9 protein-coding genes and 1 pseudogene are annotated in these 14555 nt (G+C 44.6%); all 10 read left to right on the top strand.

The genetic code is table 11. The features are described 5' to 3' along the window. The first annotated feature begins 6 nt into the window (after positions 1–6). The 10 genes and pseudogenes from rplL to rpsJ all read left to right on the top strand — a co-directional run bounded on the left by rplL (position 7) and on the right by rpsJ (position 14517). The gene (gene rplL / locus BMW59_RS12750; RefSeq protein ID WP_093052690.1) at positions 7–369 is read left to right on the top strand and encodes a 50S ribosomal protein L7/L12; all 363 of its coding nucleotides are present in this window, start codon (positions 7–9) and stop codon (positions 367–369) included. Between the two features lie 147 nt (positions 370–516). Continuing rightward, entirely contained in the window at positions 517–1119 is a 603-nt protein-coding gene (locus BMW59_RS12745; protein WP_093052687.1) for a class I SAM-dependent methyltransferase, read from the top strand. A 392-nt stretch (positions 1120–1511) separates the two neighbouring features. Continuing rightward, positions 1512–5051 carry a DNA-directed RNA polymerase subunit beta gene (rpoB, locus tag BMW59_RS12740; protein WP_093052684.1) on the top strand — a complete coding sequence of 1180 codons (3540 nt, stop codon included), beginning with the start codon at positions 1512–1514 and terminating at the stop codon, positions 5049–5051. 36 nt (positions 5052–5087) lie between these two features. Continuing rightward, complete coding sequence (gene rpoC / locus BMW59_RS12735) at positions 5088–8702, top strand: DNA-directed RNA polymerase subunit beta' (RefSeq protein ID WP_093052681.1); 3615 nt, start codon at positions 5088–5090, stop codon at positions 8700–8702. Positions 8703–8783: 81 nt separating this feature from the next. After that, a pseudogene (locus BMW59_RS12730) lies at positions 8784–9013 on the top strand (ribosomal L7Ae/L30e/S12e/Gadd45 family protein). Positions 9014–9125: 112 nt separating this feature from the next. Further along, positions 9126–9545: a 30S ribosomal protein S12 gene (gene rpsL, locus BMW59_RS12725; RefSeq protein WP_093052678.1), complete on the top strand. Its 420-nt coding sequence runs from the start codon at positions 9126–9128 to the stop codon at positions 9543–9545. 51 nt (positions 9546–9596) lie between these two features. Beyond that, the gene (rpsG, locus tag BMW59_RS12720; RefSeq protein ID WP_093052675.1) at positions 9597–10067 is read left to right on the top strand and encodes a 30S ribosomal protein S7; all 471 of its coding nucleotides are present in this window, start codon (positions 9597–9599) and stop codon (positions 10065–10067) included. Between the two features lie 135 nt (positions 10068–10202). Further along, the gene (gene fusA / locus BMW59_RS12715; RefSeq protein ID WP_093052672.1) at positions 10203–12281 is read left to right on the top strand and encodes an elongation factor G; all 2079 of its coding nucleotides are present in this window, start codon (positions 10203–10205) and stop codon (positions 12279–12281) included. Between the two features lie 117 nt (positions 12282–12398). Then, positions 12399–13589 (top strand): elongation factor Tu, encoded by a 1191-nt coding sequence (gene tuf / locus BMW59_RS12710; RefSeq protein ID WP_093052669.1) that lies wholly within the window; start codon positions 12399–12401, stop codon positions 13587–13589. A gap of 619 nt (positions 13590–14208) precedes the next feature. After that, positions 14209–14517 (top strand): 30S ribosomal protein S10, encoded by a 309-nt coding sequence (gene rpsJ, locus BMW59_RS12705; RefSeq protein ID WP_093052665.1) that lies wholly within the window; start codon positions 14209–14211, stop codon positions 14515–14517. Positions 14518–14555: the final 38 nt, after the last annotated feature.

The following is a 14555-nucleotide window of genomic DNA, read 5'->3' as shown; positions in this document are numbered from 1 at the left end:
TTAATCATGACTAAGCAAGAAATGATCGATGCGATTAAAGAAATGTCAGTTTTAGAACTAAATGATTTAGTAAAAGCTATTGAGGAAGAATTCGGCGTAACGGCTGCGGCTCCAGTGGCAGTTGCTGGCGGAGGCGGCGCTGAAGCTGAAGAAGAGCAAACTGAATTCGACGTAGTTCTTGAGAGTGCCGGATCTTCTAAAATCGGTGTTATCAAAGTTGTTCGTGAAATCACTGGTCTTGGACTTAAAGACGCAAAAGCACTTGTTGATGGTGCTCCGGCCCCAGTTAAAGAAGGCGTTGACAAAGACGAAGCTGAAGAAATCAAAGGCAAGCTTGAAGAAGCAGGCGCTTCTATCGAACTTAAGTAATTTCCGCTCTTTACGGAAATTAAACGAAAACCCGCTTTGGATGCCAAAGCGGGTTTTCTTTATACTTTGGCTCTCCCGAAAAGAAGTAGTGATACTTAGCCTGCAGTAAATAATAAACAGAGCCAATGAGAAAGGCAGGGATAATCTGTGGCAGACCATTATTATTCAAAGAAACCGTCAGTGGAAAGCAATCAGAAAGAAATTCGGGAAGAAATCAGAGGGCAATCCTTTCATTTCTATGTTGACAGAGGTGTTTTTTCGAAGAGCGGCCTGGATTATGGCACGCGCTTACTATTAGAAACTTTTCGGGAGCCTGGGATCAGCGGGCCTATCGGAGATATAGGGTGCGGCTGGGGACCGATTGGTATCTCTATTGCGAAATCCTTCCCTGAACGCCCGATTCATATGGTTGATATTAATGAGCGTTCCGTTCAGTTATCTGAGAAAAATGCCCGGTTAAATCAGGCAGGTAATATTAAGATCGATCAAAATAATCTGCTGGACGGATTTGAGAGAGACACTTTTGCTGCCCTTATTACCAACCCGCCTGTCAGAGCAGGAAAAGAGACAGTTTTCGCTCTTTATGAACAGGCAAGAGACGTGCTGAAAGAAAATGGGGAATTATGGGTGGTGCTTCAGAAGAAGCAGGGAGCGCCTTCAACACAGAAGAAGCTTGAAGAATTGGACTTTGATGTGACAGTAGAAAACAAATCAAAAGGATATTTTATTTTCAAAGCAAAAAAACATTGACTGAATTTGCCGGTTGTGTTAGCATTATTTAATGCGTATGAACATGAAGATGAAAATAGGGTTCTTATGCTCTGTTAAACATCTTTAGCTTGAGTGACGGAGATTTCTTGGAAATAAAGTAGATTTAAATAAAAAGGAAATGTATAAAAAAGGGTGATTTGGACAAACTATGAACGTCTTTTATGTTTTTCAGACAAAAGACCTCAGAACCCTTTTTTTCTTTATTTTATATTTTCTGCTTTTCCTTAGACTTTATTCTACAACTTTCTTATGAAATCCTCTTTTCTTTAGAAAATAGTACGATGTTATTACGTATCTGTCAAAGGATTTTTGCAATAAACGCCATGCGGTCCTTTTGATGATAAAAACGCTAGGTTTGAGGGGTGAATGAGTTGACAGGTCAACTAGTTCAGTATGGACGCCACCGCCAGAGAAGAAGTTATGCACGAATCAATGAAGTTCTGGATCTTCCAAACTTAATTGAAATTCAAACAGCTTCTTATCAATGGTTTCTTGATGAGGGTATTCGAGAGATGTTTCAGGACATCTCACCAATTGAAGATTTTACAGGAAATTTAGTTCTCGAGTTTATTGATTACAGTTTAGGAGAACCAAAATACCCTGTAGACGAGTCGAAAGAACGAGACGTGACTTATTCTGCGCCACTTCGTGTAAAAGTCCGCCTTATTAATAAGGAAACAGGTGAAGTGAAAGAGCAGGAAGTGTTTATGGGAGATTTCCCTCTCATGACAGACACAGGTACATTTATTATTAACGGTGCCGAGCGCGTTATTGTCTCGCAGCTTGTTCGTTCACCAAGTGTGTACTTCAGTGAAAAAATGGACAAAAACGGAAAGCGCGGCTTCACCACAACGGTTATTCCAAACCGTGGTGCATGGCTTGAACTTGAAACCGATGCAAAAGATGTCGTGTATGTAAGAATTGACCGTACACGGAAAATTCCCGCAACGGTTCTATTACGTGCGCTTGGATTTGGCACTGATCAAGAGATCATTGACTTATTGGGAGAAGATGAATATTTGCGGAATACGCTTGAAAAGGATAACACAGATAGCTCTGAAAAAGCGCTTCTGGAAATCTATGAGCGTTTACGCCCGGGAGAACCTCCAACAGTAGAAAGTGCGAAAAGTTTACTGGAATCCCGCTTTTTCGATCCTAAAAGATACGACCTGGCTAATGTCGGTCGTTATAAAATGAACAAGAAGCTTCATATTAAAAACAGACTGTTTAATCAGCGTTTAGCTGAAACACTCGTAGACCCTGAAACGGGCGAAATTTTAGCGGAAGAAGGCACACTTATTGATCGCCGTGTCCTGGACAAATTAATCCCTTACCTTGAAAATAATGTAGGCTTCCGCCGTCTTAACCTCCAGGGAGGGGTAATTGACGATGAAGATGTCGACCTCCAGTCAGTTATGATTTATTCCCAAGGAGATGACGACCAGCCGATTAAAGTTATTGCTAATGGTGAAATTGATAAGTCCATTAAACATATTACGCCGGCTGATATCATTTCGTCTATCAGTTATTTCTTTAACCTTCTTCATGGGGTAGGAAACACAGACGATATCGATCACTTAGGAAACCGTCGTCTGCGTTCTGTTGGCGAATTGCTCCAGAACCAGTTCCGAATCGGCCTTTCCCGTATGGAACGAGTGGTTCGTGAAAGAATGTCTATTCAGGACGCTAACATGATCACGCCACAGGCGTTAATTAATATTCGTCCTGTGATCGCGTCAATTAAAGAGTTCTTCGGAAGTTCCCAGCTTTCCCAGTTCATGGATCAGACTAACCCTCTGGCGGAATTAACGCATAAACGCCGTTTATCTGCTCTTGGGCCTGGTGGTTTGACAAGGGAACGTGCAGGCTTCGAAGTACGTGACGTACACTATTCCCACTATGGCCGTATGTGTCCGATTGAGACACCTGAGGGTCCGAACATCGGGTTAATTAACTCCTTGTCCAGCTTTGCTAAAGTTAACCAGTTTGGCTTTATTGAGTCTCCGTACCGTAAAGTTGATCATGATTCAGGCAAGGTATCTGCCCAGGTGGATTACCTCACAGCTGATGAAGAGGATAATTATGTTGTAGCCCAGGCGAATGCGAAGCTCGCCGAAGATGGGTCATTTATAGATGAAAATATCATTTGCCGTTTCCGTGGTGAGAACATCATCGTTCCGCGGGACCGCGTCGATTACATGGATGTATCTCCTAAGCAGGTTGTTTCTGCGGCGACAGCGTGTATCCCCTTCCTGGAGAATGACGACTCTAACCGTGCGCTTATGGGTGCAAACATGCAGCGGCAGGCAGTTCCACTTCTCGAACCCAGGTCTCCTCTCGTAGGTACCGGTATGGAATATGTATCAGCTAAAGACTCCGGTGCCGCTGTAGTAGCGAGGACGAAAGGCCGTGTTGAACGGGTAAGTGCGAAATACGTTGATGTTCGTACGATTGAAGAAGTCGACGGCAAAGAAGTTGAAGGAAATGTCACCCGTTATAACCTGATGAAATTTGAACGTTCCAACCAGGGAACATCATATAACCAGCGCCCGATTGTCAGTGAAGGACTGATCGTTGAAAAAGGCGAGATTCTTGCTGACGGTTCGTCTATGGAAAAAGGTGAAATGGCCCTTGGACAAAATGTTCTTGTAGGGTTTATGACTTGGGACGGGTATAACTATGAGGATGCTATTATCCTGAGTGAACGTCTCGTAAAAGATGATGTGTATACTTCTATTCATATTGAAGAATATGAATCAGAATCCCGGGATACAAAGCTTGGGCCTGAAGAGATCACCCGGGATATCCCTAACGTCGGTGAAGATGCCCTGAGAAATCTTGATGAACGCGGCATTATCCGGGTGGGGGCCGAAGTAAAAGACGGTGATATACTCGTCGGAAAAGTCACTCCAAAAGGGGTTACTGAGTTAACGGCAGAAGAACGCCTTCTTCACGCCATTTTCGGTGAAAAAGCACGTGAAGTCCGGGATACCTCACTACGAGCGCCGCACGGAGGAGACGGAATTGTTCTTGATGTAAAAGTATTTAACCGGGAAGACGGAGACGAACTTCCTCCAGGCGTTAACCAGCTGGTTCGGGTCTATATCGTCCAGAAGCGTAAGATTCACGAAGGCGATAAAATGGCTGGCCGACACGGTAACAAAGGGGTTATTTCCCGTATCCTTCCGGAAGAAGATATGCCTTACTTGCCGGATGGTACACCAATAGATATTATGCTTAATCCGTTAGGTGTTCCTTCACGTATGAATATCGGACAGGTGCTTGAATTGCACATGGGTATGGCAGCCAGACAACTGGGTATCCATATCGCTACGCCGGTATTTGACGGTGCCCGTGAGGAAGATGTTTGGAGCACAATTGAAGAAGCAGGCATGGCCAGAGACGGTAAGACAGTCCTTTATGACGGACGTTCCGGTGAACCATTTGACAACCGCGTCTCAGTAGGTGTCATGTATATGATTAAACTGGCTCACATGGTTGACGATAAGCTGCATGCCCGTTCTACTGGACCGTACTCTCTTGTAACCCAGCAGCCGCTCGGCGGTAAAGCCCAGTTCGGTGGGCAGCGTTTCGGGGAAATGGAAGTATGGGCTCTGGAAGCATATGGTGCAGCCTATACGCTTCAGGAGATTCTCACAGTTAAGTCTGACGATACAATCGGTCGTGTGAAAACTTACGAAGCGATTGTAAAAGGTGAAAATGTTCCTGAACCGGGTGTTCCTGAATCGTTTAAAGTCCTTATAAAAGAACTGCAAAGTCTTGGTATGGACGTTAAAATGCTCTCAAGCAATGATGAAGAAATTGATATGCTTGAAATTGACGAAGAAGAAGACCAGTCAAACGATAAGCTTAACCTGAACTTGGAGTCCAGCGGAGAATCTAACGCATAATGGGAGAACTTGAATGTTGAAAGGGAGGTTAGCCCCTTGATAGATGTTAATAATTTTGAATATATGAAAATTGGCCTTGCCTCTTCTGACAAGATCAGATCTTGGTCCAGAGGAGAAGTTAAAAAACCGGAAACAATCAACTACCGGACGTTAAAACCGGAGAAAGACGGTTTATTCTGTGAGCGCATTTTTGGTCCTACAAAGGACTGGGAATGCCATTGCGGAAAATATAAGCGTGTAAGATACAAAGGGGTCGTCTGTGACAGGTGCGGTGTAGAAGTTACACGAGCCAAAGTCCGCCGTGAGCGTATGGGGCATATTGAACTTGCTGCCCCTGTGTCTCACATCTGGTACTTTAAAGGAATTCCAAGCCGTATGGGACTCGTACTCGATATGTCTCCACGGTCACTGGAAGAAGTTATTTACTTCGCTTCTTACGTAGTCACAGATCCCGGGGATACACCGCTTGAACTGAAACAGCTTCTTTCAGAAAAAGAGTACCGCAACTATATTGACAAATACGGCAGATCTTTTTCTGCCCAAATGGGTGCTGAAGCTATCCGGAAATTACTTGAGGATATCGACCTTGATAAAGAGGCGAACCTTCTTAAAGAAGAACTGGAAACAGCTCAGGGACAACGCCGTACAAGGGCAATTAAACGGCTCGAAGTCCTCGAAGCTTTCCGTCACTCGGGCAACTACCCATCGTGGATGGTGCTTGATGTGCTGCCGGTTATTCCTCCGGAACTGCGCCCGATGGTGCAATTGGATGGCGGACGGTTTGCCACGTCCGACCTGAACGACCTTTACCGTCGTGTAATTAACCGTAATAATCGTTTAAAACGTTTGTTAGATTTAGGGGCTCCGAATATTATCGTGCAGAACGAGAAACGGATGCTCCAGGAAGCAGTAGACGCGCTTATTGATAACGGCCGCCGCGGACGTCCGGTTACAGGGCCAGGGAACCGGCCGTTAAAATCCCTTTCCCACATGCTTAAAGGGAAGCAGGGGCGTTTCCGGCAAAACCTCCTTGGTAAACGTGTTGACTATTCTGGCCGTTCCGTAATCGTGGTAGGTCCTCACCTGAAGATGTACCAGTGCGGACTGCCGAAAGAAATGGCCCTTGAGCTGTTTAAGCCTTTTGTTATGAAAGAACTTGTAAGCAAGGGGTTAGCCCATAATATTAAAAGCGCCAAGCGTAAGGTAGAACGTGTACATCCGGAAGTTTGGGACGTTCTGGAAGAGGTAATCAGGGAGCACCCTGTCCTGTTAAACCGTGCGCCAACACTTCACAGACTGGGGATCCAGGCTTTCGAACCAACATTAGTTGAAGGCCGTGCCATTAAGCTGCACCCGCTCGTATGTACTGCCTATAACGCAGACTTCGATGGTGACCAGATGGCTGTACACGTGCCGCTTTCGGCTGAAGCACAGGCTGAATCCCGTTTACTCATGCTTGCTGCTCAAAACATCCTTAATCCGAAAGACGGAAAACCAGTTGTTACGCCGTCTCAGGATATGGTTTTAGGAAACTACTATTTAACACTTGAGAGAAAAGGCGCAGTGGGTGAAGGGAACATTTATAAAGATCCTAATGAAGTATTGACCGCCTACCAAAATGGTTATGTCCATCTTCACACCCGGATTGCTGTTCCTGTTTCATCACTCGGCAAGTCCAACTTCAAGCCAGAATTTGAAGATCACTTAATTCTGACATCAGTAGGGAAAATTATCTTTAATGAAATTCTTCCAGACTCATTCCCATTTGTTAATGAGCCGACTGCTTTTAACCTTGAAATTGAGACTCCCGAAAAGTATTTTGTTCCAAAAGGAACGGATATTAAAAAAGAACTTGAAAGCAGAGAGCTTGTTCTTCCGTTTAAGAAAGGTTTCTTAGGAGACATCATCGCGGAAGTATTTAAGAAGTTTAAGATTTCGGAAACTTCCGTTATGCTTGATAAAATGAAGGACTTAGGTTTCTATTACTCGACAAAAGCGGGTATTACAATCGGTGTTTCTGATATCGTCGTTCTTAAAGACAAGCAGGAAATTCTCGATGAAGCTGAAACTAAAGTACAGCGTGTTATGAAACAGTTCCGCCGCGGTCTGATTACAGAAGACGAGCGGTATGACAAAGTTATAGAAATCTGGAGTGCAGCTAAGGACGTTATTCAGGAAAAACTCCTCGGCACACTTGATATTACCAACCCTATCTTCATGATGAGTGATTCAGGAGCGCGTGGTAACGCCTCTAACTTCACTCAGCTTGCCGGGATGCGTGGTCTCATGGCCAACCCGTCCGGACGTATTATCGAGCTTCCGATCAAATCAAGTTTCCGTGAAGGTCTGACGGTGCTTGAGTACTTTATTTCAACTCACGGGGCGCGTAAAGGTCTTGCAGATACAGCCCTTAAAACAGCTGACTCAGGTTACCTCACCCGTCGTCTCGTAGACGTGGCTCAAGACGTTATTGTCAGGTCTGATGACTGCGGAACTGACCGCGGCCTTCTTGTTAAAGCGATTAAAGAAGGAAATGAAGTGATCGAAAGTCTTTATGACCGTCTGGTAGGCCGAGTGTCATTCCAGCGCATTTACCATCCGGAAACGAAGGAAGTACTTGCGGAAAGAAACCAGAATATCACTGAAGATATGGCGAAAACCATTGAGGATTCAGGGGTAGAGGAAGTTTTAATCCGTTCTGCCTTCACATGTGATACAAAGCATGGTGTATGTAAAAAGTGTTATGGACGAAACCTTGCGACAGGCTCAGAAGTAGAAGTAGGGGAAGCGGTAGGAATTATCGCAGCCCAGTCAATCGGTGAACCGGGTACCCAGTTAACTATGCGTACTTTCCACACAGGCGGTGTAGCCGGAGACGACATTACTCAGGGTCTTCCGAGAATCCAGGAAGTCTTTGAAGCCAGAAACCCTAAAGGGCAGGCTGTTATTTCTGAAATCGAAGGTAAGGTAACCGACATTAAAGAAGTTAATGATAAGAAAGAAATAGTGGTTCAAGGGGCAATCGAAACACGAAGCTACCCAACATTATACGGCGCAAGACTGAAAGTAAATGTTGGGGATGAAGTGAAACCTGGTCAGGAACTGACAGAAGGTTCGATTGATCCGAAAGAACTCCTTATCGTATCCGGTGTTCAGGGCGTACAGGAATACCTGTTAAGAGAAGTCCAGAAAGTTTACCGTATGCAAGGGGTGGAAATTGGTGACAAGCACGTTGAAGTGATGGTTCGCCAGATGATGAGAAAAATCCGCGTTATAGACGCTGGGGATACAGATGTATTGCCTGGGTCTCTCGTTGAAATCCACCAGTTTAACGAGGCAAATCGTGATATCCTGCTGAGAAACGGACGTCCTGCTTCTGGCCGCCCGGTACTCCTTGGAATTACCAAAGCATCGTTAGAAACGGATTCCTTCTTATCAGCCGCATCCTTCCAGGAAACGACGCGAGTCCTTACAGATGCAGCGATCAAAGGAAAACGGGATGAACTGGTAGGCCTGAAAGAGAATGTTATCATCGGTAAACTCGTACCTGCAGGTACCGGTATGCAGCGTTACCGGCAAATGGCAGCTTCTGATTCAGAAGCCTCTGAAACAGAGGAGCTTGTAGAAGAAGCGACAGCTTCTGATAATTAATTAATAAAGTGTTGACATGCAAAAACCATGGTGGTACTATATCTAAGTGTGCCAAATACCTGATGCTTTGGAGGATAAGTCATGTCTTATGAAAAAGTAGTCCAGGCAGCAAATAAAGTCGTAGGCACTAAGCAGACGTTAAAGGCACTGGAAAACGAGCAGGTTAAAGAGCTGATCGGCAAGTCTTGAAAAAGGCGATAGTTCTTGCTGAAGATAAAGGTGTTGTCATTCACACCGTCGATTCGATGAAACAGCTTGGAAAAGCGTGCGGAATTGATGTGAATGCAGCAATTGTAGCAATTAAAAAGTGAAAAAAGTTTTTGCCGGCGGCAGCGCCCGCTGGTAAAAACTTTCCTTTTACCCATTTGTGAACCACCTGGACCAGTGGGCTTGCATATTTTAAAAAAGAAAGGAGGAACAAACATGCCTACAATTAACCAATTAGTGCGAAAGGGTCGCCGATCAAAAGGTCAAAAATCCGACTCTCCAGCTTTAAATAAAGGTTATAACAGCTTCAAAAAAGTACAGACTGATGAAGATTCACCGCAAAAGCGTGGTGTATGTACTCGTGTAGGTACAATGACGCCGAAGAAGCCGAACTCAGCCCTTCGTAAGTATGCCCGTGTTCGTTTAACGAACCAAATTGAGGTTACTGCTTACATCCCTGGAATCGGACACAACCTTCAGGAACACAGTGTTGTATTAATCCGCGGCGGACGTGTAAAAGACTTACCAGGGGTACGTTACCATATCGTACGTGGAGCTCTTGATACTGCTGGTGTTGAGAACCGCATGCAGGGGCGTTCCAAATATGGAACTAAGCGACCTAAAGCTAAAAAATAATGAAAATCAAGGATGATAAATCCTTAACCAAGATTGAAAGGAGGGACTTCAATGCCTCGTAAAGGACCTGTACCTCGAAGAGACGTGCTGGCTGACCCGATTTATAATTCCAAGCTGGTTACTCGTCTGATCAACCGTATCATGGTTGATGGTAAGAGAGGTAAAGCGCAAACAATTCTTTATAAATCATTCGACCTTGTTCGCGAACGGAGTGGCAACGAGCCACAGGAAGTTTTTGAACAAGCATTAAAAAATATCATGCCAGTACTTGAAGTTAAAGCACGCCGTGTCGGAGGTGCTAACTATCAGGTGCCGATCGAAGTTAAGCCTGACCGTCGAACGACTCTAGGGCTTCGCTGGTTGGTAAGCTACGCTCGCCTTCGTGGTGAAAAGACGATGGAAGAGCGTCTGGCTAATGAGATTTTAGATGCAGCGAATAATACTGGTTCAGCTGTTAAGAAGCGTGAGGATACTCACAAAATGGCTGAAGCGAACAAAGCATTCGCTCATTATCGCTGGTAAACTTCTAAATGAAGTGACCTTTAAACTAATCAATTATCCGGTCTCAATTCACAGGGGAGGCATAACTCCTCTCTGGATTGACCATGCTTAATTACAACTAAACATTTTTAAGTAAAAGGAAGGAGAAATTGACCTATGGCAAGAGAGTTCTCCTTAGAAAAGACCCGTAATATCGGGATTATGGCTCATATTGACGCCGGTAAAACAACTGCGACAGAGCGTATTCTTTTCTATACAGGCCGTATTCATAAAATTGGCGAAACTCACGAAGGCGGTTCCCAGATGGACTGGATGGACCAGGAGCAAGAGCGTGGGATTACCATTACGTCTGCGGCTACAACTGCTCAATGGAAAAACCACCGTATTAACATTATCGATACACCAGGACACGTAGACTTCACAGTTGAAGTTGAGCGTTCACTGCGTGTACTCGACGGTGCTGTTGCGGTTCTGGATGCTCAATCTGGAGTTGAACCGCAAACAGAAACTGTATGGCGTCAAGCGACAACATACGGCGTACCGCGTATCGTCTTTGTTAATAAGATGGACAAACTTGGTGCGGACTTCATTTATTCCCTTGGCACACTTTCTGACCGTTTAGGTGCTAACGCTGCTGCGATTCAGCTGCCGATCGGTGCGGAAGATGACTTTGAGGGGATTATTGATCTCGTAACAATGCAGGCGTTCTACTATCTTGATGATTTAGGGACACGAAGTGAAGCCCGTGAGATTCCGGAAGAGTATAAAGCTCAAGCGGATGAATACCGGGAAAAGCTCGTTGAAGCTGTTTCTGAATTGGATGAAGAATTAATGATGAAATACTTAGAAGGTGAAGAAGTCACAGAGGCTGAAATTAAAGCTGCGATCCGTAAAGGAACGTGTGACGTGGAATTCTATCCTGTACTTTGTGGTTCTGCCTTCAAAAACAAAGGTGTTCAGCTGCTGATGGACGCGGTTGTGGATTATCTTCCAGCTCCTACAGATGTTGCAGACATCGAGGGCCACGTTCCTGAAACAGACGAAAGAGTCGTCCGTAAATCAGGTGACGACCAGCCGTTTGCAGCATTGGCATTTAAAGTTGCCACTGACCCTTATGTTGGTAAGCTGACTTTCTTCCGGGTTTATTCCGGAACTGTAAATGCAGGTTCTTACGTCCGTAACTCTTCTAAAGGGAAGCGTGAGCGTATGGGACGTATTCTCCAGATGCATGCGAATCACCGTGAAGAAATTCCGACTTGCTACTCCGGTGATATTGCCGCGGGTGTCGGGCTAAAAGATACTTCTACCGGTGACACGCTATGTGACGAGAAAAATCTTGTTATCCTTGAATCAATGGAATTCCCTGACCCTGTTATTTCATTGTCTGTTGAGCCTAAGTCAAAGGCTGACCAGGACAAAATGGGTATGGCGTTAGCCAAGCTGGCAGAAGAGGATCCAACATTTAAAACTCACACTGATGAAGAAACTGGCCAGACGATCATTGCAGGTATGGGTGAACTTCACCTTGATATTATTGTTGATCGTATGAAACGTGAATTCAAAGTGGAAGCTAATGTTGGCGCCCCACAGGTTTCTTATCGTGAAACAATTCGCCAGGCAGCCAAATGTGAAGGGAAATTTGTCCGTCAGTCAGGTGGACGCGGTCAGTACGGTCACGTATGGATCGAATTTTCTCCAAACGAAGAAGGCGCCGGGTTTGAATTTCAAGATAATATCGTAGGCGGGGTAGTACCTCGTGAATACATTGGTTCTGTTGAAGCCGGTGTTAAAGATTCCCTGGATAACGGTCTTCTTGCAGGCTTCCCGTTAGTTGATGTTAAGGCACGTCTATTCGACGGATCTTACCACGATGTCGACTCTAACGAAATGGCCTTTAAAGTAGCCGCATCTATGGCCCTTAAAGAAGCTAAGAACAAATGTAACCCAGTTCTTCTTGAACCGATTATGAAAGTTGAAGTCGTTATTCCTGAAGAATATATGGGAGACATTATGGGTGATGTAACTTCCCGTCGCGGACGAGTAGAAGGTATGGATGCCCGAGCCAATGCACAAATTGTTCGCGCAATGGTGCCTCTTGCTGAAATGTTCGGCTACGCCACTTCACTGCGTTCAAATACTCAAGGTCGTGGACAGTATTCCATGCACTTTGACCACTATGAAGAAGTACCAAAGAGTATTTCTGAAGAGATTATTAAAAAAACTTCCGGACAGTAAGAAGAAAGATTGTGCCGGCAAAAATTTTGTTGTAAGCTTAGAAAGGTGACAGAGTTAAATCTTTCATCTTTCTCCTAAAAATAAAAACTTTTATAAACATTAAGGAGGATTTCGATCATGGCAAAAGAAAAATTTGATCGTTCCAAAACGCATGCCAATATTGGTACAATTGGACACGTTGACCACGGTAAAACTACTTTAACTGCAGCTATCACTCACGTGCTTCACAAAAAATCAGGTAAAGGTTCTGCGATGGCATATGACCAAATCGACGGAGCGCCTGAAGAGCGTGAGCGTGGAATTACTATCTCAACTGCACACGTTGAGTACGAAACAGATACTCGTCACTATGCACACGTTGACTGCCCAGGGCACGCTGACTATGTTAAAAACATGATCACTGGTGCTGCGCAAATGGACGGAGCTATCCTTGTAGTATCTGCTGCTGACGGCCCAATGCCGCAAACTCGTGAGCACATTCTACTTTCCCGTCAGGTTGGTGTACCTTCAATCGTGGTATTCCTTAACAAAACTGACCAGGTAGACGACGAAGAGCTTCTTGAATTAGTAGAAATGGAAGTGCGTGACCTTCTTTCTGAGTACGACTTCCCTGGCGACGACATTCCAGTTGTTAAAGGTTCTGCTCTTAAAGCTCTTGAAGGAGATGCAGACCACGAGCAAGCGATCCTTGATCTAATGCAGCAAGTGGATGACTACATCCCAACTCCTGACCGTGACAAAGACAAGCCATTCATGATGCCAGTTGAGGACGTATTCTCAATCACTGGCCGTGGTACTGTTGCTACAGGACGTGTTGAGCGTGGACAGCTTAACGTTGGTGATGAAGTAGAAATCATCGGTCTTGAAGAAGACTCTAAAAAGACTACAGTAACTGGTGTTGAGATGTTCCGTAAGCTTCTTGACTATGCAGAAGCTGGTGACAACATTGGTGCCCTTCTACGTGGTGTATCCCGTGAAGACATCAACCGTGGCCAAGTTCTTGCGAAGCCAGGTTCAATCACTCCACACACTAGGTTCAAAGCTGAAGTATACGTTCTATCAAAAGAAGAGGGTGGACGTCACACTCCATTCTTCACTAACTACCGTCCACAGTTCTACTTCCGTACTACGGACGTAACTGGTGTTGTTCAACTTCCTGAAGGTGTAGAAATGGTTATGCCTGGGGACAACGTTGAAATGGACGTTGAGCTAATTTCACCAATCGCTATCGAAGAAGGTACTAAATTCTCTATCCGTGAGGGTGGACGTACTGTAGGCGCTGGTGTTGTAGCAACAATCACTAAGTAATACGAGTTACCAGTTAACTATAATAAACCGGCAAGGTGGACGTAAGTCTGCCTGCCGGTTTTTTGCGTTCATTGCAGATCTGTCGCAGACAAATTTACAGGATGGAAAAAGGGCGGCTTATATAATAGAAGAAACCCGCTGGAGATAATAGAACAAAATAAAGCTGTCTATTTAATGATCGCTGGGAAGACCGGGCAGTAAAGCCCTGCTGAAAATAACATAAACAGTGCCTCGCGGCCAGGTAACTTAAACGTTCACCCTGAAAGGAAGAGCTCTGCATAATAGACGAAGCCAGAGATTGGGGCTAAAACCAAAACAATTTCGTTCATAAAGTATAGACTTGTGACTTTACAGAAAGGCTGGTAAAAAATCACTTTCTGTCACTCCTTGAAATTCATTAATCAACCTAGTATAATATTCAAAGTGTGGCCGGAAGAGATTTTTTAAAAAAATCCTTGCATACGCATTTTCATTCTTGTATAATGTTTAATGTTGGTCACTGACAGGCACAGATCCGAAAGGTTGCTGACACACCCGGCCCCTTTGCCATGGGAGGGTGCTAGGAAATTTTCGGGGAGCAAGTCTATTTCCAAAAATGGGCGAAAAAGGAGGTAATCTAATGGCAAAACAGAAGATTCGTATTCGATTAAAGGCGTATGATCACAGAATTCTAGATCAATCTGCGGTGAAAATTGTAGAAACAGCTAAGCGTTCAGGTGCCGGTGTATCTGGTCCTATCCCGCTTCCAACAGAAAGATCTGTTTATACAATTCTTCGTGCCGTACACAAGTACAAAGATTCTCGTGAGCAATTCGAGATGCGTACACATAAACGTCTAATCGATATCATTGACCCAACACCACAAACTGTTGATGCGTTAATGAGATTGGACCTGCCGTCAGGCGTTGATATTGAAATTAAATTGTAATTTTAAAATATGAAAAGAAATAATAGGAGGTGTGACGA

It is taken from the genome of Salipaludibacillus aurantiacus (assembly GCF_900111295.1).
In the GTDB taxonomy this organism is placed as follows: domain Bacteria; phylum Bacillota; class Bacilli; order Bacillales; family Salisediminibacteriaceae; genus Salipaludibacillus; species Salipaludibacillus aurantiacus.
The sequence above is the reverse complement of the archived record's forward strand: the minus strand, read 5'-3'. Positions and strand labels throughout refer to the sequence as shown.

Excerpts from the sequence above, each read along its gene's own strand:
- rpsJ (WP_093052665.1), top strand. The coding sequence starts at position 14,209 with ATGGCAAAACAGAAGATTCGTATTCGATTAAAGGCGTATGATCACAGA.
- rplL (WP_093052690.1), top strand. The coding sequence starts at position 7 with ATGACTAAGCAAGAAATGATCGATGCGATTAAAGAAATGTCAGTTTTA.
- tuf (WP_093052669.1), top strand. The coding sequence starts at position 12,399 with ATGGCAAAAGAAAAATTTGATCGTTCCAAAACGCATGCCAATATTGGT.
- rpsG (WP_093052675.1), top strand. The coding sequence starts at position 9,597 with ATGCCTCGTAAAGGACCTGTACCTCGAAGAGACGTGCTGGCTGACCCG.
- rpsL (WP_093052678.1), top strand. The coding sequence starts at position 9,126 with ATGCCTACAATTAACCAATTAGTGCGAAAGGGTCGCCGATCAAAAGGT.
- fusA (WP_093052672.1), top strand. The coding sequence starts at position 10,203 with ATGGCAAGAGAGTTCTCCTTAGAAAAGACCCGTAATATCGGGATTATG.